The sequence below is a fragment of the Paenibacillus sp. TAF43_2 genome (genome assembly GCF_052113545.1).
GTDB lineage: Bacteria > Bacillota > Bacilli > Paenibacillales > Paenibacillaceae > Pristimantibacillus.
Genome location: NZ_JBFRDK010000037.1, coordinates 21,879 through 43,334 on the forward strand (window position 1 = coordinate 21,879; position 21,456 = coordinate 43,334).

Genomic DNA, 21,456 nt, shown 5'->3' on the forward strand with positions numbered 1-21,456 from the left:
TCTTGTTTAATTTATATTATACTTAATTCACTAGGACAAGTATACTATAAATAAAATATATGTATCTTTAGAACTATATTTTAAAACGAAATCTGTAGAATATTGATAGGAATGGAGGTCCTCTTCTATGCCTAACGTATGGGCTCACTTCATTTTTGGACAACTTGTATTCGAGCGGCTTAGCGAATGCGCACTAATTGAATCAGATGAGAAAAAAAATATATTTAACATGGGATGCCAAGGACCTGACTTTTTGTTCTATCATCGTTTTTTCCCTTGGCAGCGCAGCATAGCCTTAAATCGTTTAGGAACGGAAATGCATAACCGCAATTGCGGACCGGTACTTGTCGAAATGCTGGATAGTGTCGTCGGCAGACCCGCCTGCCCTAAACGTCCTGATTCTTCTATCCTATACACGCTAGGATTCGTATTGCATCACATTCTTGATCGTAATCTTCATCCTTATGTATTTAGCAAATCAGGCTTTCGCAAATGGGATCATCAACGTTTTGAAATTATGATGGATACGATAATAGCGCGTGAGCTTTGGGGAATTGAAACGTGGAAAACTCCAGTCTGGAAGCATATCGATACGAAGGGAGCATTTCCAACAACCGTAGTGGACGCTTTCGAGTCGATAGCTGCCCTTTATTATGAAGAGCTGGCCCCGCTCATTAAACGTGAGGATTGGAACCAAGCGAATCGTGATTTCACTGCCGCGCAGCGTTTATTTCATGATCCGACAGGCATGCGAAAAATACTAACATTTGGGCAAATCGAGCCTTTTACTTATAAAAGAGGGGTTATGCCCTTTGACGTATTAAATGTAGAGGAGCAGCCTTGGCTTGATCCTGTGGACGGCGCCACCTATCACAATGAGAGCGTTTGGCAGCTATGGAATCAAGCGTTAGATGATGCGGCCGAGGTTGTAAGCGCTATCCTCATTTGGCTAAGAGCCTATGAGCAGCCGCAGTTTACAAAAGAGGAGCGTTATCATGTACGTCTCCTGCGAGAAGATGCCATCGCCCTTATAGACAATCGTTCCTATGAAACTGGACTTCATTGCGACTTTAATACTACAATCCGTTTTGCAGACACGGTTTGGACTGACCAAATCGGAATTATGAAGGCTCCTTGAGTAATGAAGGAGCCTTCTCCTATCTTTCTTTTTCTAAAAAAACTATACAGCCTTACTTGTCAGGCTTCTTCTAAAACGCAGCCTTATGAGCCTCAAGCGCTCATAAAGGACATCAACAGGCTTATTCAATTGCGAAGCTTCCAAAGTGCCATATACTTGCTGCAATACCGGCTTCAAATATTTATCGCCGACCAGCGAGAGAGCATCCCATACCAGCTGCTGCTCATCATCTGGCATCTCAACGAGCTCCCGCGTAATCAGTGATTCCATATCGTAACCCTCTTGTTCTAATTGCTCGATTCGATCCATTAATTCGCGCCTTGACAGCTCTAGCTCCACACCAAGCTGTTCAAGCGATCCACCCTGCTGTACCGCCGTCAAAATATGTTTTTTTGCCTGCTGGCGATCCATCTGAGATTTATATTTTGTTTCCTTTTGTTTATAAAGCCACTGCGTATAGGCGATTGAATCTAATTTGTCACTTACCCATTGCAGCGGAAACTCCGTTTCACGGTCAGCCTCACTTGTAATCTCCAGCACTTCTAATCCATAGGATGCATGCTTGGCGCTTCCCCAACCGGGAATTTGTGCTAATTCATCTGCCGTCTTCGGAACAAAGGCGCTGATCATCCACAACATGCGATTAGTAGCGACAAGATAAGCCGAACGCTTCTCAGCAATTGCTTTCGTACGCCGCCATTCACGAAGCTTCTGAAAAAGTTCTTGATTGGCATGAAGCTCGCCATAGCATTGAAGCATAGTTACGAAGCTGCCAGTTGTAGAACGGCGATCGTCCAGCATGCCATCGATAATAGGCGCGTACCCTTCCCCCATGACCCTTGCAATGCCATGACGGAATGCCACAATCATTTCCTCCCATGACGTTCCTTCAAACCAAGTGATCGGATCTTCGCTCTCCTCATTCAGCTCCACCCACAGCACTGCCCAAATGCCTTGTTTCTCACAGATAGATAGCTGCGCGCTATCAATGCGCTGGCCTTCTCCAAGCTTCTCGAACGTGTTCAAAAATACGATTTGCATGTTTCTCATTCCTCCAATAAATAGATGTGGTCGCGAATCGGTTGAAGGCAAGGAAAGCGTCCGAACAATTAGGGAGAATGTCGGAAAACAACAAAAAGCACCTCCTCTGCCTGCGGCAAAGGAGGTGCTTCCTCACGTTTAATGATTCGATTGCTTTCATGCTATCATATTGATTTCTTTATTACAAGCATTTTGTTGCTGCAAAATCATGCTCTCAAACTTCCTTCATAAGACCAAACCTTTAATAATTACAGTACTCTATAAACTTTATAGGGTAGGAACTCTGAACGATACAAGGTAAAGTTTTGGTGAAGTCAATTTCTCAGACATTTCCATGCAGTGAAAATTTAATATAAGGGGAGTAATACAGGCGACCGACGCTATTACGACAACTGCCTCTATCTGTTTGCCATGCTTGCGCTTAGCGGCAGCTTTAAAATTTATATGCCAGCTGTATAGCGTTTTTTCTCATCGTAATTGAAAAAGAACGGCCACCACTCCTTAATGGAGGGTAGCCGTTCTTTTTTCTCCTTACGGATTCTCAGCTTTAAACGCTGCTCGCTTCTCTTCCATTACTTCCTTGCCGCCAATTTTCATATAATCCGCTACTTCCTTATCGTAAACCTTGTCAAAATCCGCTGGTTTCGCGGTTAACACTTTAACAAATATTTCGTCGTCCTTTTCCTTCAGCGTTGTAGCGTACTTGATCTCCGCTTGAATCGGCGTCACCACACGAGGTTTAATGATTCCATCCTTCGATCCAGTCGCGATGCTTTCCACCGTAAAATCCTTGAAATTCGGATCGGACGCATTTGCCGTAATGTTCAGCAGCTCATCAGTTGTACTGACATATTTTCCGTTAAGAATGATACAGTAATCAAAATAGTTATATAAAGTCTGCTTCGCCTGATCGTTATCAAGCGTGATTGGCACGCCATCCTTCATCTCATAAGTTACGCCTTCCGTACCGTTCTGAAGGGCAATTATATTGTCCGTTTCAGCCATCCAATTCAAATATTTAATGGCCGCTTCAGCATTTTTACTTGCTTTTGGTACCATGATGTATATGCCATTAGGCGAATAAATAGGCTTTGGTGTCTTGCCGTCCGCGCTTGTGAACGGGTCGATTAACGCCAGCTTTGCATTCGGATCATTCTTTTGCAGCTCGGCATAATAGCCCATATAAACCGGCTCGTTGGTATTTGTTGTTGCTGAACCAATATACCCGTTCAGCAGGTTCTTCTGAAACTGCTGCGTATCCTTGCCCATATGGAGCGGAAAATCCGGATCCATAAGTCCCTCGTTGTACATCTTATTCAAGAAGCGGTACGCTTCCTTATTGCCCGGAATGAGCCACTCCGCTGATGCATAGAGATCCTCATCTGTGATTTTGTCCCATTCCCAGAACGAATATTGAATCGGATGCATATGGAAATAGTCGATCTGACCATACGGAATCGCTTTATCACCGGATTTGCCAGGCTTTTTCTCTTTAAAAGCCTTCATCGTCTCATAGAACTGCTCCGTTGTTTTCGGCAGCGGCAACCCGAGCTCATCCAACCAATCCTGCCGGATAAAAGTCGAGCTCTGAGGCTGAAGAACGCGCTTAGCAGGAATCGTATACTGCTTGCCATCGAATACACCGTAGCTGAGCAGCTCCTCACCCAATACTTCCTTCAACTTTTGTCCATGCGCATCCAGCAGCGGACCAAGATCTGTCAGACCGCCGTTTTTTACGTATTGCTGTACCGTCGGCTGATCATAAGTAAATACGATGTCAGGAGCCTGATTCGCAGCCATAAGCACGTTCAGCTTGTCTACCTCCTCTGAGCGAGGAACCGTAACGAATTCGACAGTAATATTATTCGGTTCACCAAAATTTTTCTGAATGTATTTTGTCATATCGTTGTCGGTAATTTTCGGAGCGCCTGCCGGTGTATTGTTTCGGTCAAACAGCTCGATTCGAAGCTTAATTGGATCTCCCTTCGGCTTCTCGGTTGCTTCAGAGCCTGAATTGCTCGGTTTATTGCTTGCAGCTTCCTTTTCTTTGACAGGCTCCTTATTTCCGTTTCCGCTGCTGCACGCAGACAGCATGGATGTGATCAACAGCACTGCCATAAAGATTATCGTGAATTTACGCCTTGCTCTCCTCAACGCATTCAACTCCCTTTAATCATTTTTTAAATCTATAGCAACTCCATGAAACGGGAGCTTTCGGCTCCAGCCTGTCCGGGAGTGACTATCAGCCTTTGACGGCACCGATCATCATACCCGAAATAAAGTAACGCTGAAGCGCCGGGTATACKAGCAAAATGGGAATGGTTGCGAACATGATCGAGGCAGCTTTAAGGCTTTCCGGTATCGGTACCGAGGCATTAAGTCCCTCTGCTATCGCCATATCGTTAACCTGGCTGTTGATGACCATTTCGTACAGCTTCAATTGAAGTGGATAAAGCTCCGATTTGGTAATGTACAATAAGGCATCCATAAATCCGTTCCACCTTCCCACTGCGTAAAACAAGCTAAGCGTGGCCATGACCGGAAGCGACAGCGGCAGGACGACATGCCACAATATTTTAAAATGGTTGGCTCCGTCCATCCGCGCCGACTCTTCCAGCTCTACTGGAATGGAGGAGAAAAAGGTCTTTATGATGAGCAAATAAAAGGCATTAACCATCCCCGGCAAAATGAGCGCCCAGATCGAATCAAGCAAATGCAAATTTTTTACGAGCAAATATTCCGGTATCATGCCTCCGCTGAAAAACATCGTCAGGACGATAAGGAGAAGAAAAAAGTTTCTTCCCTTTAGGTTAGGCTTCGTCAAGGGATAGGCTGCCATAATGGTCATCAGCATCGCTATAGCCGTGAACAAAACAACTAGTCCAATTGTAAAAAGCAAGGAATGGATCATCGCTGCATTGCCGAAAACAGCCTTGTAAGCAGAAAAATCGATTTCTACGGGGAGTATCGTAACTTTTCCTGATAAAATCGGCCCGTTGGCGCTTAAAGATAAGGCAAAAATATGAAGCAGCGGCAGCAGGCAGAAGAGCCCCGCCGTTATGATTACGACCATGATCATTGCATCTACGATTTTGTCATTTCCATACGCTCTCATATCTGCCCTCCTACCAAATGCCTTGATCGTTAACTTTTCTGGAAATATAATCGGCCGACAGCAGGAAAATAAGACCTACAACCGCTTGGAACAGACCGATAGCCGTTGCTATTGTATACCGTGCGGACTGAATTCCGATTTTGTATACATACGTGCTTATAACCTCAGACACATCGGTGACGAGAGGATTGCTAAGTACAAACGGTCTATCAAATCCAATGCTGGCCATATGTCCAATATTAATAATGAGTAGAATGATAATTGTCGGCTTGATGCCCGGCAGCGTGATGTGCCAGATTTTACGCATTCGGCTTGCACCATCTACATCTGCAGCTTCGTAAAGATCCTTGTTAATTCCCGTTAAAGCAGCGAGATAAATGATCGTTCCCCACCCGGCACTCTGCCAAATACCTATGCCTAAATATGTAAGCACCCAGTAAACAGGCTCCGTAAGGAAAGGAATGACCTTCATTCCTAACGACTTCAGCAGATTGTTGACAATACCGTTATTGGTCGCCAGCAGCTGAATGGCCATCCCGCCGATGATGACCCATGATATAAAATGAGGCAAATAAAGAATCGTCTGTACGCCTTTTTTGAACCATTTTATACGAAGCTCATTTAACAGTATCGCTAGTGCGATTGGAATCGGAAAACTTACGACAAGATCCAAGAAATTGAGTAGAAAGGTGTTGCGGAGCGCATTGTAAAAACCATCCATCTGAAATACTTCCCGGAACGTTTCGAAACCGACCCAGGGGCTTGCTAAAATGCCTTGAAACATGTTGTAGTCCTTAAATGCAATGACGACGCCCAGCATTGGTGTGTACTTAAAAATAATAAAATACGCCAAGGGCAGAATCAGCAGCAGGTATAACTGCCAATCCCTGTACAGCGCTTTCATACGAACGCGCGGCACGGTTTTGACCTTCCTCTGACGTTCCGTTGCAATCTGCATGGATGACCTCCTGACTCTTATTGGAAGCAAATATTTCGGCTTGGTTCCAAATGTAACACGCGATTAAGAAATCGGATATTAACAAGAATCAGAGGCTTAGCATAATCGGAAATCCCGCTATTCACGCGGACTTTACCATTTTCCGACGATTAACCTTTACGGAAGTAAAAAGAAAATCTGCCGATTAATTCGGCAGATTTGTTGCCATTCATTCGTTTAACCGATAAATGGTTCGATATTCACCTGGCGGTAGATTAAACAATTTTTTGAAAGCGCGGTGGAAGGAAATGACGTGTGTATAGCCCACCTGTTCTGCAATCCATTGGATAGGCTCATCTGTTTCAAGCAGCATGTTTTTCGCATGTGCGAATCTTACCTTAAGCAAATAATCGATAAAATTTTCACCATGCTCCTCTTTAAACAAATGACTAACGCTTCTCGCGCTTAAACCAAGCTTCTCGCTGACTTGAACGAGAGACAAGCTCGGATCAGTGTAATGCTGGTCGATGTATTCCTTCGTTTGGAGGGCGATCGTATGATTTTTGCCATTCAGCCTTTTCTTATCCCTATCGCCCGCAAGTTCAGTCAAAACAGCCGCAAGCTGAATCTCAAGCTCGTCGATCGTTTCAGCATGCTCGGCGATTTGCCTGAACCTGCTTCGGTATTCGCTGCTCCATATCGTCTCGATATCACTTGGCAATGCTTCCATATCTTTCTCTAGCTGGCGGATTAGATTATGAATGAACGCTTCAATATCCGCGCGAGAGATTAACATTCCTTTCAACTTAAGAAAAATTCGGCCCAGCTTAATCTCCCACTGCCCGTCGTCCATCCGGCAAGAGCGTGACAGCTCCAATATGGATTGAAAGCAAAGGAGTGTCTCACCTGTTTGTTTTGTACATCTTAACCGGTTGTCAATTACGCTGTTTGTCCCAAAAACAGCTTTGTAGGATACATTCTCAGCAGCGCTGCGGTAAGCGGCAGCAATATCATGAATCGAATGGACGAAGTCCCCAATTCCGCAAGATACGGTTAACTCCAAATGCTCGTTCATCCACTTGCGGAAATCCTCGCATACCTGTACCAGCCTATCTTGAATAGACTCTGAGCTTTGCTGTAGAAGGACAACAAAAGCCATTCGCTGAGGCTCTGTCCATACGTGTTGGATCTGCAATTCCTTCTGCTGCATAAGCTCTCGAAAAGCGGACTCAATAAGGAATTTCAGCAGGCTTTGATCACTGGCTTTATATTTATGGGTAAATGCGGCAAAATGGTCAATTTCTATAGCAATGACGCCAAGCCATTCATAGGAATGCGGCAAGCCTAGTGCCGATGCCTGCTTTTTCCATTCCTGATCGGTCAGCATGGATCGTCCAACAAGCAGCTCCTGAAGGAGGTTCCGTTGACGGAGCAGCAAATCCTCTTTATGCAGATGCTCATAATCAATTGATTTTTTTAATAAATGATCAATGGCGGTTTCGATGAATTTGAACTCGTTTCGGGGCATCTTAATGCCAAGCTCTTGGCTTTTGCGAGCCGCATATCCGTCGATTTTACCCATGATGGTCTGGATCGGCTTGTAAGAGACATGCGTAATAAAGGTAAACCATACTAAGGCAAGTATGATGATGATAAATACGATAATAAACCAAATGTTGGAAAACAAAGAGAGGGCGGAAAATTCGTTGGCATGCACGCTGCCTGCATAGAATTGCCAACCGGTGTATGGGGAGCTGGCATAAATACCGCCTTCCTTGGCAGAAGGCAGAGTGGACTCAAACGGCTTCTTCTCCCAATCTAGAAGTTGAATCGTGCCGCCGTATCCATTGAATTGATTCATAAAATCGATGATGGAGCTTACATTAAGATTGACGACCACCGCTCCCTGCTTATCAGACGCGAATGGGTAAGCCTTTACCAGTGAAACAACCTTGCGAGTGGAATCGTCAAGGATAGATTCACTATACTCTCTTGGGCTCGTCCAGCCCATTGCAGCCGATCTTGATTGATGCGAATCGAAAAAAGGTTTGTCCTTAAACGCCTCGAGCTTGACCATCCCTGCTTCGGATAATACTTTTCCAGTATGATCACTGTAAATATAAATGGAATTAACGAACGGCAAAGATGAGGATATTTCAACTAACTTTTTTTGAATTACGAAGTAATCATACAATGACTTGGGCTTTTCATTAAAAAAAGCTTGCAGCGTTTTGTCCGTCTGCATTTCCCTAACAACATTGCGCTCAATCAGTTGCAAGCTCGCGTCCACATTTTGCATCGTCTGCTCCACGATCGCTTGATTCGTTTCCAAATACTTTTTCTCAGACGAATTATTTAACGTTGAAAAAAACAAAAAGATAACTGATGAAATAACAAAGAAAAATATCGGTGTATACGACAGCATCATCCGGTAATACCAGTTCATCTTCAAATGAACCAACCTCCCGTCCATTTATGAAGCGCTTACAATTAGAAAGATGTTTCTAGTTTCTGCTTCTAGCCAACCTCTTCCTGCAAAGGAAAGAAACCGCGAATACGCGGCCTCCTCCGTGCAGTTGTTGATTATGCCTTCGTCCATGAAGTGCGTATAGGTTACAATTTCCAGACCATTCCAAAAGCCGCTTAAACGTCGTTTCTTCCATTTCTACTCGAACAACGGCTGGGAGCGGAGTACCTGCATGAATGGAAAGCTGCAGCGATTCGTCGAACGTCATATCGGATCCCCTCCTATTTGCTTTCTCCGCTTACCGTAATTTGATTGCTGCTGAACGCTGCAACGGAGTTTTTCTTCTCATAGAAGTGGGTCGCTGATGCCATAATCCCTTCCCGTGTATAAAAAGGGCTGTCTGGTCGAATAGGCAGCTCAACAGTTGTCCCTGTGCTGGAAGCTTGATAAATAGCAGTAATAAGCTCAAGCGTTTTTCTTCCTTCCACTCCCGTTACGAGTACTTCACTGCTGCCGTTTTCAATCGCGGTTATAACATTATCCAGCTGACCTTTGTGCCCTACATAGGTTAAGGAAGCTGTACCATCTGCAACAGCTGCAATTTGCCGCTCCAATTCCGGGTTTTCTATAGGAAAACCGTTCTCCTGTGCAGATGAAGCGGTTACCTGCCATGGCATCGATACTCGCGCTTTCTCACCTTGGAAAATAAGCTTTTGCTCTTGTCCGTGATGAACGACGGAGCTTGTGATTTGAGCAATCGCACGCGGATAGGACAAAATCGCTACCGACAAATCCTCAACTTCTGCATTATCATGGGAAGTATTAGCCATAATGGCCGTCACTTTATCCGGCATACCCATCATCCATTGGAACATATCGATATGATGAACAGCATGATTTAGCGTGCAGCCTCCGCCTTCCTTCTCCCAAGTTCCGCGCCACCACAAATCGTAATATGTATACCCTCGCCACCAAAAGGAATCAACCTGCGCATGCACGATTCGTCCTGCAAGCCCAGAATCAAGCACGCTCTTAAGTTTCATGACCGCATCGCCAAATCGATTCTGGCTTATGACAGAAAGAATTTTTCCTGATGCTACCGCGGCTTCGTTCATTCTATCGCATTCAGCCAACGAAGATGCCATTGGCTTCTCGACAATGACATGTTTTCCTGCTTGCAGGAAGTCTACGGAAAAATCAGCGTGTGTATAGGGCGGTGTGCAAATCGAAACCAAATCGATATCATCACGCGACAGCAAATTATTGTAATCGTTTACAATTTCACAATTCAATTGATACTTCTTTTTTTTGTCCTGCGCGCTTGCATCATGAATATCGTATAAAGCAACAATACTGCAGCGGTTCCCAAGTGCCAGATAAGCTTCGATATGAGCAGACGATATAGAGCCGGTTCCAATAATCGCAACACGAATCATATAATTCCATCTCCTTAGTCATTTTTCTTAACTGATAATACTAGTATACAATTAATTCAGACAAGTGCATATGCTTTTTTATATGAATATATACAGCAAAATCAAAAAAACAGCCGACACCTCCTATGAGGCTGCCTGCCGTTTCGTTGTACATGATTACTTAAAATACGCGGGATGTTTCTCTTTCAGCTCATCCTTCTCCAGTTGAAATCGATTCAAATGCTCATGCATCACTTTTTCCGCTGCATCTGTGTCCTTGTCCTTAATTGCCGCTACGATTGCACGGTGCTGGCTCAAAATGATATGCCAATCATCGTTTGCAGCAAGGCGCAGCATCCTCACCCTCTGGTAATGGGCGCTAAGCTCCTGAAGCAGCTTCCATGTGCGGAGCTTCCCACATCCAATAATAATCGTTTTGTGAAACTCGTCGTCGAGCTCAAACAATCGCTTATAGTTTTTTTCTTCGATACAGAGCTCTTGCAGGGCAATCAAATTTAGCAGCTGCAGCACTTGTTCAGCTTTAAGCTGCTCGCATGCCAGCCTGACGATCGTACTTTCCAGCGTTTCCCGCACGAAGCGTGACTCTTCCACCATATCCAGATCAATGAGAGAAATAAATGAACCTCGCTGGGGTATCGTTTCAATAAGCCCCTCTTGCGAAAGCTTAACGAATGCCTCTCTAATGGGTGTTCTGCTAACCTTCAGCATTTCAATTATATCTTTTTCTGAAATAAAACGGCCCGGCTCCAGTTTCAAATCCAATATATCTGATTTCAGCTTATCATATACATAGTCACGAATAGATCCTTTTGCATCACGCGTCGATTCGGAATTGTAGTTCATATCATTGTATCCCTCCTGATGGCACTGCTATTACTAATGTACCATAGCTTGTATAAACTGCAATAAGCCAAAGCAGAACATAATATTGTATAATGATTGTATTAATGAATTGGAGGCTATACTTTATGCTGTTGCCTGATTTTGATTTTATGTCCGATTCCACGGAAGAAACGTCAACAAGATACGTCACTTTTATTGGACCTAGCTTGAAGCGATTCGACCTTGCTATTACTTCCACTAGCCGTTTTTACGGCAAAAAACTAATTACTGACCTTCAATTTGGCAAAACAGCGATTATCGGTCCTGATGACCTTGAAGAGGAAGGTTATCTTGAACATACGTTTAAGCTGACAGAAGAAGAAGCGGCTGAGCTCGCTCAATTCTTATACTTTGTTGTTGGAACGGTGCATTTTACCGATTAATCAGGGTACACTGAAATGGTAAACTAATACCATTTGAGAGGAGTCTGCTGATGGATCGATTTGTTCCTGAAAATCGCCAGCCCTATACAGATGTATCAACAGTAGAATCGCAGCGCAACGATCTCATTCCGGAGGAGTTTCCGGATGGACCGTATGGCTCTGATCTGCTGATGGAATCGCTAGGAAAAAGTACGCCTTGGAGAGTGGATCAGCGACCATCCAATCGCTTCGCTTATGAGAATCGAGCGCTTCATGCAGGATTGCCTCGTGACTATCCGGGTGAAGATGAATACGACCATGATTTTCCTGAAGTACATGATGAACCTTAAACCAAGCAAAAACGCCTTAGGCGTCCTTAGACGCTGAAGTAGTTTTGACGGTGAAATATAAGATAAGTATGAGAAAATTATATACTTTCTTATATTTAAACAAAGCCCTTGGATAACACGTCATATCACGTGTTTCCAAGGGCTTTTTTCCAAGCTTATTTATAGGTTGATTTATGCAGGATTAAGCTCTAGGTCATCTTCGTCACCGCGGTTGAATGCTTCACGATCGAATTCGCCTTCGGAATCTGCTACAAGCAATGCAGTAACCGTAGTACCCGTAGCATTAACAGCCGTACGACCCATATCAATTAAAGATTCAACAGCAACAACGAGTGCAATACCTTCTAGCGGTAGTCCAACTGCTGTCAATACAACTGTTGTCGAAATGGAAGCTGGACCTGGTACGCCCGCTACACCGATTGATGAGATTACGCTAACAAGTACGATAAGCACATAATCTGTTGCAGTAAGCGATACACCGTAAACTTGTGAGATGAATACCGCTACAACAGCCGGCCAAACCCCGCCGCAGCCGTTAAAGTTCATTGTAGCGCCAAGCGGTGCTACAAAGCTCGCGATTTTTGGTGAAATGCGAAGGCGCTTCGTAATAACTTCAAGATTGACCGGAAGCGTTGCAAAGCTGCTGCGTGTTGTGAACGCTACGGCTACCGTAGGATATGCTTTTTTGAAAAACTTCAAAGGATTAACCTTAGCGACAAAAGATACAAGGCCGCCAAAGACAAATACAAAATGCAAGAGCAATGCGATATAAGTTACAAGAATTAACATAGCAAGCGGTTCGAGTGTTTCCCAACCATATCTAGCAGCCATAACTGCAATCAAGGCATACACACCATACGGTGTAAAGCGAAGAACGAACTTAACAACCTGGTGCATAATTACGGTTGCCGATTGAATGAACGCTTTGAACGGTTGAACAGAATCTGGATTTTTTGCTCCTACCTTAACGATTGCGATAGCAATGAATAGTGCGAAAATAAGAATAGGCACTACTTTACCCTCTGCAGCATCGTTAATCGGATTCGACGGCACTTGATCCAATATCACTTTGAAAAAGCTTGGAACTTCACGCGCTTCAAAATTTTCAGGTGTTTTAAGCTCAAAGCCTGCACCCGGATTAATAGCAGATGCTACTAGAAGTCCGATAATTGCGGCTACACCTGTCGTTGCAAGAAACCAACTGATTGTCTTAACGCTAAGCTTGCGTAGAAACTCAAGATTCGTAATCGAGATAATACTGTTAATAACGAGAACAAATACGAGCGGAATAACGATCATCTTAATTAAATTAATGTAGATGGAGCCAATCGTACCTACGCCCTCAGTATCTAGTTTAAAGTTGTTAAAAATGATTCCTGCCACAAGGCCAAGGCCAAGTGCGACCAATACCCTCGTTCCGAAGCTTACACGTTTTTTGGCCATAAAATAAAGACCGCCAAGTATTATTGCTGATACAACTAAACTGATCCAGTTTGTTTCAATCGCTGTCAATAAATTATTTTCCATAATACAACAATCATCCTTTCTGTCCACACATTATGATTAATAGCAAAAATTAACTCTTAAAATCATATTCATTTTAATTCCGATAAGAATACTCTACTTTGCAGAAACAAATATATCATCGTTCTCAAACTTATGTCAATATGATTTTCCCACAGTTTCCAGAGAAATATTCGTTTAGTTTTTTTGAGTTTCGATACTATAAATATATAGGGCTCTTTCAAGTATTGCTTCGCACAAAAAAGAGACGTACAACAACCTTTTGAATCTGGTTGTATACGTCTCTTTGTGGCGTAACTTCAGTATAATAAGTTACTCCGTAATTTCAAATTTTGGTTTAACATTGTTGAAATCAAGATTTTCTCCGCTAACCATAAGGCCCATGCCCCAATCAAAATGAGTATTTACAGAAGGCTTGTCGGCTGCATCACGATATTGGAACAAAACGTTTCTTCTCGTTCTGTCACTGCGGTTAACATCCGATCCATGAATCGTCAAATAGTTGAAGAACAGCACATCCCCTGCTTTCGCCGGGCAAAGCGTACCAGATGAAATTGGATATTCCTTATGGTTGAGATAATGTCTTCCCACATGATTCAGCGGTCCTTCCAAATGAGAACCAGGGATAACCGCTAAGCAGCCATTTTCTGAATCGGCATCATCAAGATGAACGCTTGCAGCAAGCATCGAATGGTCGTTATGAGGGAAATACGGATAATCCTGATGCATAGGAAATGCTGCTCCATTCGCAGGCGGCTTCACAAGCATTTTGGAGTGATGAAGCTGTACATTGGGACCGATGATTCCATTCAGTACGGATACCATATTCGGATGAATGACTGCCTTAGTAAAGGAGGCATCATGATAATGCACATCATGGAAGCCTTTTAGAACGAGCTTCTTAAGCTGCTCTGGCGGGAGAAAATCTCCTTGCCATGCGTGGTTATGATCTGCCTGAGCAAGCGCCGCTCGTTGAATAACCCGCTCAACAGCCGCTCTCATCTCTACTACTTCCTCATTGTTAAACACGCCTCTAACAAGCAAGTAACCATTTTCTTTATAAAATTGCACATCTTCATTAGTAATCATGTTCATTCCCCTTATCGTATAATTAATGTGAATATGGTTTAATTATAGATAGGATATAGTGCAATCGTATTTACCTGTTAACGACATAATTTTGCATTATTACGCCATAGGAGCTGATCGTTCATATGTACGTTTGGTCAAAAAGCGAAGAACGCTTAAATCGATATGCAAGATTGCTGCAAGGTGAGAGCTTGACCATCCATGTTTATTATTGGGGAGCGGTACCAAAGCTAGTTGCAAATGCTGTTCATAAGCATTCTTTTTTTGAGGTTTGTTACGTGGCTGGAGGTACGGGAATTTATGAGGAGGGCGGAACGGCTTATCCTCTGCATGAAGGCGTGCTTTTTTGCTCGCGGCCAAATATCCGTCATCAAATTAGAGATGTAGATCAATTGGATTTATTATATGTTGCCTACGAGCTCGATGAGAAGCTTTCTAAGCCGGATGAATTCGAATATTACAATCAGTCTTTAAACAGCGGCCCGATTTGGATGGAAAACCAGCAGCATTCTCCAACAGCTCAAATTTGGAAATCGCTGCTCATTCCAAGCGAAGAAATGTTCGCTGTGCCAATCGCCTTGCTGAATCAGCTGGCACATGCCTTGATCCTAACGTTTCCTACAATTGTAGGCGGGAGGAACAAAAGTACAGAAATCATTTTGCCCGCTTCCAATGCAGCTATCCTCATTAGCCGCGCAAAGCTGTACATACGCGATAATTTAGGCGCTAATTTGAGCTTATCGGAGGTTGCCCGCTACATTAATGTGTCGGAGCGCCATCTATCTAGACTTTTTTCGCAAAGCGTTCATGAATCGTTCTCCATGCTTGTTAGACATGAGCGAGTCCGCGTGGCGGAGCAGCTGCTATCACAAACAGCAACGCCGATTAAAACCATCGCTGAGCGCTGCGGCTTCTCATCCGTACATTATTTCTCCCGAACGTTTGCCGAAGCCAAAGGCATTCCTCCAGCTGCCTTTCGCGAGGCCAGCCGCAGAAATACCGATGATGACTAGATGCATCTCTGGTTCATTGATTATAGGTCATGAATCGTAATCTCGCTTCTGACCATAAACCTTGCGTTAACGCCTGCTTGACCGATGCCTTTGGAAATGTAAAAGGAGCCATCTTTATTATGATGAAGGCCTTTGTAGATTCCTTTCACGGACAACGGGCCCTTTGGCTTTAATGCAAAAAAGAACGGCACGTTCAGCTGCTTCCCATGCAGATGACCGGCCATTAAATATTGAAAAGGGCGATTAATTTTTAGAACGACATTAGGATCATGCGTCATAATGACGACAGGCTTGCTATCATCAATACCTCTAAATGAAGGTAAGATTCGGCTATGATGAGAGCAGTCATCGTCAATTCCGACAAGCTGAAAATCATCGAGCATAACATTCTCGTTACGCAGCACCTGAATGCCATAAACGCCAAATAGATCGAGCAATTTCTTTAAACGAGGAAGCTCATAATCATGGTTTCCGAGCACTGCATAGACAGGTATTCCGCTGTCTGCAATAGCTTTAAGGTAATAGCCTACCCGCGTCAAATAGTGTTCTTTATACGTATAATCGCCGGTCAGAAAAATGTAGTCAGGCTGCACGGAGGCAATGACATGCTGAATTCGCTTTGCGCTTATGCGCAGCCTGTCTACATGCAAATCGCTAATTTGCAATATGCGTTTGTTAATGCCAATGGGATGTGTAATTTTTTCGATTTTCAACCACTGGGTTGGGAAGATAAAGAGCAGGTACAAGAGAAGCACGGTTATTCCGAGCGTTAGTATAATAGCCAAATGTGTCCTCCTAATCATTGAAACCAATTCTGAGTTAATCTATCCCAAGGAGTAAATGCCTGTCCCTGTCATGAACTTTACTACTCTAATTAGTATAGTAAAGTTACGACTATAAAGCTACTTGCAGCTGGTTGCCTAACAAACGGCTGAACAGTCCTTTTTTATCCTCAGCGAGCATGATGAAATGGCCGGTTTGCACGATTTTCCCATTTTCCAACACAATAACCTGATCTGCATTCCGAATGGTCGATAGGCGATGAGCAACGACGATAACGGTCATTTTTCCCTTAAGCCGCTCTATAGCTTCTTGAATTTTTGTCTCGTTCAAGCTGTCTAGTGCACTTGTAGCCTCATCCAAAATAAGGATAGATGGCTTTCTTAATATGGCTCTAGCCAAAACGAGTCTCTGACGCTCCCCGCCTGATAAACGTATTCCACGATCACCAATAATCGTATCGATGCCATCCGGAAGCTTGCGAACAAATTCAGCTGCAGAAGAGAACTCCATCGCTTCCCATATTTGATCTTCCGTCGCATTCGGATCGATTAATATCAAGTTATCTCTAATCGTCCCATGGAACAGAAACGGCTCCTGCGGGACATAACTGATTGATCTTCTTAACGACAACAGATCCTCATCTGTAAGCGTCTTGCCGTCAATAAGCACATGACCAAGTTCTGGCTTCATGAGTCCCATCATTAGATCGATTAAAGTGCTTTTCCCTGCACCTGACTGTCCAACAATGGCGGTCATGCCATTAGCAGGGATGCTCAAATTAATAGCTTCCAGCGTGTAATCCAGCTGCTCCTCGTCATACCGAAAATAGACATGGCGGCATTCGAGCTGGTGTTTGAGTCTAACGCTCTCATCCTTATCTTTTTCGTATAACATGACATCTGCTACTTCCTGCGCTTTCAAACATTCTTCCTGTAGATCCATTAACGTTTTGAAAGCAGGCATGGATGAAGCAATTAATTCTACATTAGATTGAATGCCAGTGAATCTCGGCCACAGTCGCGCAAACATGGCGATAATTAGCAATAAATAAGCGCCTTCTTGCTGGAACATCGTTACCGAGAACAAAATAAATACAGCAATCATAAGTGAAGAGGTCAGTTTATAAACAAGCTGAGAATTATTTCTTATTTTACTGCTGCTAATTCGCTCATCCGCTTGTTTTCGAGTCCAGTCCTGCATCCAGCGATAACGCGAAATCTCCAGTGAATTGCTTTTAATATCTTTCATCCCATTGAAGTGATCCGTGATACCGGCCATATAACCTTGATAAAGATCGATCGCCGTACTTCCAAGCTGCTGTGACTGTTTAATGAATCGACGAGATAGAAAAATGACAATGAGCCCAAAGCCAAGGACAAATAAGGTCATCTTAACTGAAATTACAAACGCAATTCCAATCTGAATCATCGTAAAAATTAATGATGCCATAAATTGAAGAACAAGGTAAGCGCCATTAGTCACACGCCCTAATTGATCCGTTAAAGCGGCGATTAGATCCGTTTTTCGTTTTCGTATAAAGAAGGTCCAATGTGTCTGCAGTAATGTTCGATATATTTCTAACCTTACACTGTTAATATAACCAGTCAAAATTCGTGTTTCACGAATGCTAAGCATACGGCTGACAACACTTTGACCGATAACTAACGTTAAATATACTGAAAGGATGATCATTAAGGCTTGCAGCTTTGGCATATTTTGCAAAAATTCGAAAAATCCCAATCCAGGTATGGAGTGAATTTGGAAATCAATAATTCCGATAACGGATAATAACGGGACTAATAACAGCATTCCGGCGCCATCTAACAAACCAATGATCATCATTCCAAATAAGTTGAAATAAAGCATCTTTCCCGCATAGCTATGTAGTTTTTTTGTGAAATATATGATGTGATTCATTGCCTCATCACTTTCCATTCCTATTCATTGAATGAACTTAGCGAACTTACCCGTTACGGTAAATCGGCTCATCTCTTCTTCACCTGTAACGTACAAGGAACCGCTCCGCAGCCAAGCATGGGCAATCAGCTTTCCAGACTCGTCCTTCGCTGTTCCTAAATACAAGGTGCTCTCAATTTGGCGTCTTTCCAGCATTTTCATAGCGGTAATCGCTCGAACCAAACACTTTGTCTCCCAAAACGTATTTCTGCCCATGACTTCAATCGCGTTGTTTACTCTCGAAAGTATGGCATGATTATTTAATATGTAGGTAGAGTCCGTTTCTTTCATAGAGCTTCCTAATGTTGGTGCTAGTTTTGAAAAAGGAAAATACAACAGCTGAAATCTAATCAAACCCATATAAAAAGCAGCTTCTATAAAAAAGAATAACGTCTTCCGATCCAGGGATAGGAACGTTTTGCATTTACTTATCATTCCCATAGGTGCACCTTGACCTTATACTCGGATGTGAATTAATTTTTCTTCTGACAAATGCAGCAAAAATGGAAGCACTTGCTCTTCACAAACGTTATGCTCAACGTCATACTGCTCAGTTAATTGTTCAATTAGCTGTTCAACAAGAATAGGCTCTTGAATAAACTCCCATATTTGACTGCCCATAATGCCGAGATTGTAATACTTACCATTCTTTACGCTTAAAATCACTTTTTCCTCGCCCATATCGCTAACGATATTATCATTATCTCGAACGATATTTGCTCCTAATAATGCTAATCGACTCGGTTGTTCCGATGAATGGCTTTTCGTATCTGCTTTCATCATTTATTCCTCCATAACTATGGTTTTTAATATTAGATCAACAAGTTGTGGTGCCGAGAACTCATTAGACGAGCGCTTAAGTCTATAAATTGGCAGCCGCTCTCCGAGCTTCGAGGAAAAACTGAAATGCCAATTCGTCTTTGATAGTTTTGGAATCAAAAATTGTCTGTACGTGTGCTGAAAAAGCAATTGCAAACTGGCAAGCTTACTTGCCTTTTGAATACTTATTCCATCTTCCTCAGTCTTCTCTAGTTCAAATATGCCTGCAAGCCGCATCGGAACGGAACAATATTTATCCTCCATACCTACGCAATACTYCGTCTCCCGGCCATATATAGAACGTAAATCCGTATGATTGATTCCCAAAGCATCCAGGCTCTGCTGCCACAACTTTTGCTGCGGATAAGAAGGCGTTACAAGCGGATAATGTTCCGACTCTGTGAAAGAAAGGGCTACAATATCATCAGTGAGCAGTGTATGACCACGCTCGGCGAAAGCAGAAGCAAGAGTGGATTTACCAGCTCCAGATTCACCAACAAAGGCATATGCTTTCCCATTAACGACTACGGCGCTGCCATGCAGCGGATATAACGACCTTTGCATCAGCACAATCCCCATACACGTACCAAGAATGTACAATCGAATGATATCTTCGTATGCACTCGCATAAGGTGAGACAATGATTTGGTTTCCGTTGCTTACTCGAAATACTCCTGCATCGGGCATCTGGAACGTTACAGTTCCATGATCAACGATAAATTCTACAGAGCCAGTGCTGAAACCATGCTTTAAGTAGGGATCAACTACAATTTCAAGTTCAGGTTCTATTGAATCAAGACCCTCATTAATAGACATGAGCTCATGGAATGGAATTTCACTGGATATAGCTAATCCAAAAGCAGTATAGATTGTTTTGCTTTTTACACCTGTGTTCAGCACCCTATCCACTCCAATATTGTTTCAATTAAAAATGAAAGCCCTTATACCACTTCCGTATAGGGGCTTTCATATGTTGCTATTATTACTAGATTAGCTTTTCCAAAAAATATCTGGTTTAGGAGTATTCGCAGGATATGTAGCATCCGTATAATACCCGTCACGCAAATGCAATTCTGTCATGCTTACTTCAAGAACTTCCAATTCAGGCTTAACCCATTGTTTTAAAGTCATTCATTTCACCTCCTCTCAAAAATTTTGTTTTAGAAACCGATAAACGATTACGCTCCACATCAAGTCACGCAGTCCAGCTTCCCCAGCCAGCTCTGGCTGGATCACATCCTTGAACCTGGCTAGCGCCGTCTTAATAACACCGACATCAATAAATTCTGAAATCTTTGAATCATTGCTCATCTCTTCTGCTTCCCTCATAAATGACTGCCATTCAGGTCGCATTCGATGAATCCAATCCGCTCCTTGCACGCCGCGTATATGCTGATTAAGCCTTACTTTATCAGGCAGGATATTAGCTGTTGCTCGGCGTATAAGCGCCCGGTCATAGCCTTTATAAACAAACTGTTCCTCCGGCACTGATAAGCAGAAACGGATGACTCTAATGTCATTTGTGGGATCGCGGCTCAACAAGCCGTACGGTAACGAAAATTTCGAACTTACTGTGTTCGATGAGACCCAGTGCATCGGATCTTCAAAATGCTGTTTTCTTAATTTGTAAATGTTTCCGCTAGAAAACCAGCCCGATTCATCCATACCATGTTCTCTGAGCTCTTCAAATACTTTTGTCCTATTAGCAAACGCTGGATTAATGATAGGTTTATAAGGATTTTCGACTTGAGCCTTATTTCTATTAAGCATAGGCATAGCCTGTTTGGTCATTAGCGACAACAGGTGAGCACGTCCAGTCCCCATATTGTAACTGTAGGCTTTCAACTCATTTTGCAGCCGAATCCATCTTAATTGTTTAAAGAGCAGCAAATAGTTTGTTAATGCATCTCCCCAAGAGATCGTCAGATTGCCGCGAGCACCCGTTAGCAGTACGCCTACATCCTGCTTGGCAGCCTTCTCAAATATGCCTCTAATCCAGAAGGAATTCGCAAAATATTTATAAGGCATCTCAAGTACATCTAGACAAGAATCAATTTCTGAATAAGAGCTTCTATCTGCAAAATCAAGGTAATTCGGTGAAATCCCCCCGACATATTGAACCGTTGAGTTTATATACGGCGTTTCATTAGCAATTAAATTACGTGCCGTATAATCGTCAAACTCATTTGGAGGTATATAGCTATAGGTATGTATCTGCTTGTTTAAGGGTCGAAGAGTTTTTGCGGCAAAGCCGACTACCGCCCCTGAATCCAAACCTCCGCTTAGCTGCGACCCCACCTGTCGATGCGTTCGAAGTCTAGCATTTACAGCCTCTTGAAATACGTTTTGGAAGGCTTCAACATATTGCTCATCCTTTTTGAATCGAAGCTTCTTGCCTACTGTAAGTGAAAAATACTTCGTTACCTTCAATCGACCGTTTTCAACGATTATGTAATGTGAAGGCGGCAGCTGCCAGATATCCTTATACACGCTTTGGGTAATATCAACAGCATCAACGACTGTACTAATGGCCAAGTACTGTGC

The 21,456-nt window shown here is 43.1% G+C and carries 21 protein-coding genes; 4 read left to right on the forward strand and 17 right to left on the reverse strand.

Annotated elements, in window-relative coordinates:
- Positions 1 to 127: 127 nt before the first annotated feature.
- Positions 128 to 1,138 carry a zinc dependent phospholipase C family protein gene (locus AB4Z17_RS10760; RefSeq protein ID WP_441959729.1) on the forward strand — a complete coding sequence of 337 codons (1,011 nt, stop codon included), beginning with the start codon at positions 128 to 130 and terminating at the stop codon, positions 1,136 to 1,138.
- Between the two features lie 42 nt (positions 1,139 to 1,180).
- On the opposite strand, the gene AB4Z17_RS10765 is transcribed toward AB4Z17_RS10760, so the two are convergent.
- From AB4Z17_RS10765 to AB4Z17_RS10800, 8 genes are all read right to left on the reverse strand, one after another.
- Entirely contained in the window at positions 1,181 to 2,179 is a 999-nt protein-coding gene (locus AB4Z17_RS10765; protein WP_441959730.1) for an HRDC domain-containing protein, read from the reverse strand.
- A gap of 531 nt (positions 2,180 to 2,710) precedes the next feature.
- Positions 2,711 to 4,297, reverse strand: coding sequence for an extracellular solute-binding protein (locus AB4Z17_RS10770; RefSeq protein WP_441909100.1), 1,587 nt, complete (start codon positions 4,295 to 4,297; stop codon positions 2,711 to 2,713).
- A 124-nt stretch (positions 4,298 to 4,421) separates the two neighbouring features.
- Positions 4,422 to 5,294, reverse strand: a complete 873-nt coding sequence (locus AB4Z17_RS10775; RefSeq protein WP_441959731.1) for a carbohydrate ABC transporter permease — start codon at positions 5,292 to 5,294, stop codon at positions 4,422 to 4,424.
- 10 nt (positions 5,295 to 5,304) lie between these two features.
- A complete protein-coding gene (locus AB4Z17_RS10780) occupies positions 5,305 to 6,252 on the reverse strand; it encodes an ABC transporter permease (RefSeq protein WP_441959733.1) in 948 nt (315 codons plus the stop codon).
- Positions 6,253 to 6,460: 208 nt separating this feature from the next.
- Entirely contained in the window at positions 6,461 to 8,677 is a 2,217-nt protein-coding gene (locus AB4Z17_RS10785; RefSeq protein ID WP_441959747.1) for a helix-turn-helix domain-containing protein, read from the reverse strand.
- 58 nt (positions 8,678 to 8,735) lie between these two features.
- Positions 8,736 to 8,966, reverse strand: a complete 231-nt coding sequence (locus tag AB4Z17_RS10790) for a hypothetical protein (protein ID WP_441959734.1) — start codon at positions 8,964 to 8,966, stop codon at positions 8,736 to 8,738.
- A gap of 13 nt (positions 8,967 to 8,979) precedes the next feature.
- Positions 8,980 to 10,134, reverse strand: coding sequence for a Gfo/Idh/MocA family protein (locus AB4Z17_RS10795; RefSeq protein ID WP_441959736.1), 1,155 nt, complete (start codon positions 10,132 to 10,134; stop codon positions 8,980 to 8,982).
- Positions 10,135 to 10,290: 156 nt separating this feature from the next.
- Positions 10,291 to 10,977, reverse strand: coding sequence for a GntR family transcriptional regulator (locus tag AB4Z17_RS10800; protein ID WP_441959738.1), 687 nt, complete (start codon positions 10,975 to 10,977; stop codon positions 10,291 to 10,293).
- Positions 10,978 to 11,102: 125 nt separating this feature from the next.
- Here AB4Z17_RS10800 and AB4Z17_RS10805 point away from each other — a divergent pair, with 125 nt between their 5' ends.
- The gene (locus AB4Z17_RS10805; protein ID WP_179089790.1) at positions 11,103 to 11,399 is read left to right on the forward strand and encodes a DUF3055 domain-containing protein; all 297 of its coding nucleotides are present in this window, start codon (positions 11,103 to 11,105) and stop codon (positions 11,397 to 11,399) included.
- Positions 11,400 to 11,449: 50 nt separating this feature from the next.
- Positions 11,450 to 11,728 carry a hypothetical protein gene (locus tag AB4Z17_RS10810; RefSeq protein WP_076267837.1) on the forward strand — a complete coding sequence of 93 codons (279 nt, stop codon included), beginning with the start codon at positions 11,450 to 11,452 and terminating at the stop codon, positions 11,726 to 11,728.
- Between the two features lie 171 nt (positions 11,729 to 11,899).
- On the opposite strand, the gene AB4Z17_RS10815 is transcribed toward AB4Z17_RS10810, so the two are convergent.
- The gene (locus AB4Z17_RS10815; RefSeq protein WP_076267838.1) at positions 11,900 to 13,255 is read right to left on the reverse strand and encodes a dicarboxylate/amino acid:cation symporter; all 1,356 of its coding nucleotides are present in this window, start codon (positions 13,253 to 13,255) and stop codon (positions 11,900 to 11,902) included.
- Positions 13,256 to 13,564: 309 nt separating this feature from the next.
- Positions 13,565 to 14,341 carry a phytanoyl-CoA dioxygenase family protein gene (locus AB4Z17_RS10820; protein WP_441878929.1) on the reverse strand — a complete coding sequence of 259 codons (777 nt, stop codon included), beginning with the start codon at positions 14,339 to 14,341 and terminating at the stop codon, positions 13,565 to 13,567.
- 125 nt (positions 14,342 to 14,466) lie between these two features.
- Here AB4Z17_RS10820 and AB4Z17_RS10825 point away from each other — a divergent pair, with 125 nt between their 5' ends.
- Positions 14,467 to 15,354: a helix-turn-helix domain-containing protein gene (locus AB4Z17_RS10825; RefSeq protein ID WP_441909011.1), complete on the forward strand. Its 888-nt coding sequence runs from the start codon at positions 14,467 to 14,469 to the stop codon at positions 15,352 to 15,354.
- A gap of 20 nt (positions 15,355 to 15,374) precedes the next feature.
- Here AB4Z17_RS10825 and AB4Z17_RS10830 read toward each other — a convergent pair whose 3' ends face one another.
- The 7 genes from AB4Z17_RS10830 to AB4Z17_RS10860 all read right to left on the reverse strand — a co-directional run.
- Positions 15,375 to 16,139 carry a metallophosphoesterase gene (locus AB4Z17_RS10830; RefSeq protein ID WP_441959740.1) on the reverse strand — a complete coding sequence of 255 codons (765 nt, stop codon included), beginning with the start codon at positions 16,137 to 16,139 and terminating at the stop codon, positions 15,375 to 15,377.
- A gap of 109 nt (positions 16,140 to 16,248) precedes the next feature.
- Entirely contained in the window at positions 16,249 to 18,054 is a 1,806-nt protein-coding gene (locus AB4Z17_RS10835; RefSeq protein WP_441959742.1) for an ABC transporter ATP-binding protein, read from the reverse strand.
- A gap of 24 nt (positions 18,055 to 18,078) precedes the next feature.
- Positions 18,079 to 18,534 (reverse strand): lasso peptide biosynthesis B2 protein, encoded by a 456-nt coding sequence (locus AB4Z17_RS10840; RefSeq protein ID WP_441909008.1) that lies wholly within the window; start codon positions 18,532 to 18,534, stop codon positions 18,079 to 18,081.
- 15 nt (positions 18,535 to 18,549) lie between these two features.
- Positions 18,550 to 18,876 (reverse strand): lasso peptide biosynthesis PqqD family chaperone, encoded by a 327-nt coding sequence (locus AB4Z17_RS10845; RefSeq protein WP_441959743.1) that lies wholly within the window; start codon positions 18,874 to 18,876, stop codon positions 18,550 to 18,552.
- Entirely contained in the window at positions 18,877 to 19,812 is a 936-nt protein-coding gene (locus tag AB4Z17_RS10850; RefSeq protein ID WP_441959744.1) for an aldolase, read from the reverse strand.
- A 90-nt stretch (positions 19,813 to 19,902) separates the two neighbouring features.
- Complete coding sequence (locus tag AB4Z17_RS10855) at positions 19,903 to 20,043, reverse strand: paeninodin family lasso peptide (protein ID WP_441909005.1); 141 nt, start codon at positions 20,041 to 20,043, stop codon at positions 19,903 to 19,905.
- A gap of 15 nt (positions 20,044 to 20,058) precedes the next feature.
- On the reverse strand, positions 20,059 to 21,456 hold a 1,398-nt coding region (locus tag AB4Z17_RS10860; RefSeq protein WP_441959746.1), incomplete at its 5' end, for an asparagine synthase-related protein.

Bases quoted from the DNA above. Each gene is read 5' to 3' on its own strand.
- AB4Z17_RS10760 (WP_441959729.1), top strand. From the start codon at position 128: ATGCCTAACGTATGGGCTCACTTCATTTTTGGACAACTTGTATTCGAG.
- AB4Z17_RS10765 (WP_441959730.1), bottom strand. From the start codon at position 2,179: ATGCAAATCGTATTTTTGAACACGTTCGAGAAGCTTGGAGAAGGCCAG.
- AB4Z17_RS10770 (WP_441909100.1), bottom strand. From the start codon at position 4,297: ATGGCAGTGCTGTTGATCACATCCATGCTGTCTGCGTGCAGCAGCGGA.
- AB4Z17_RS10780 (WP_441959733.1), bottom strand. From the start codon at position 6,252: ATGCAGATTGCAACGGAACGTCAGAGGAAGGTCAAAACCGTGCCGCGC.
- AB4Z17_RS10785 (WP_441959747.1), bottom strand. From the start codon at position 8,677: ATGAACTGGTATTACCGGATGATGCTGTCGTATACACCGATATTTTTC.
- AB4Z17_RS10790 (WP_441959734.1), bottom strand. From the start codon at position 8,966: ATGACGTTCGACGAATCGCTGCAGCTTTCCATTCATGCAGGTACTCCG.
- AB4Z17_RS10795 (WP_441959736.1), bottom strand. From the start codon at position 10,134: ATGATTCGTGTTGCGATTATTGGAACCGGCTCTATATCGTCTGCTCAT.
- AB4Z17_RS10800 (WP_441959738.1), bottom strand. From the start codon at position 10,977: ATGAACTACAATTCCGAATCGACGCGTGATGCAAAAGGATCTATTCGT.
- AB4Z17_RS10805 (WP_179089790.1), top strand. From the start codon at position 11,103: ATGCTGTTGCCTGATTTTGATTTTATGTCCGATTCCACGGAAGAAACG.
- AB4Z17_RS10810 (WP_076267837.1), top strand. From the start codon at position 11,450: ATGGATCGATTTGTTCCTGAAAATCGCCAGCCCTATACAGATGTATCA.
- AB4Z17_RS10815 (WP_076267838.1), bottom strand. From the start codon at position 13,255: ATGGAAAATAATTTATTGACAGCGATTGAAACAAACTGGATCAGTTTA.
- AB4Z17_RS10820 (WP_441878929.1), bottom strand. From the start codon at position 14,341: ATGATTACTAATGAAGATGTGCAATTTTATAAAGAAAATGGTTACTTG.
- AB4Z17_RS10825 (WP_441909011.1), top strand. From the start codon at position 14,467: ATGTACGTTTGGTCAAAAAGCGAAGAACGCTTAAATCGATATGCAAGA.
- AB4Z17_RS10835 (WP_441959742.1), bottom strand. From the start codon at position 18,054: ATGAATCACATCATATATTTCACAAAAAAACTACATAGCTATGCGGGA.
- AB4Z17_RS10840 (WP_441909008.1), bottom strand. From the start codon at position 18,534: ATGGGAATGATAAGTAAATGCAAAACGTTCCTATCCCTGGATCGGAAG.
- AB4Z17_RS10845 (WP_441959743.1), bottom strand. From the start codon at position 18,876: ATGATGAAAGCAGATACGAAAAGCCATTCATCGGAACAACCGAGTCGA.
- AB4Z17_RS10855 (WP_441909005.1), bottom strand. From the start codon at position 20,043: ATGACTTTAAAACAATGGGTTAAGCCTGAATTGGAAGTTCTTGAAGTA.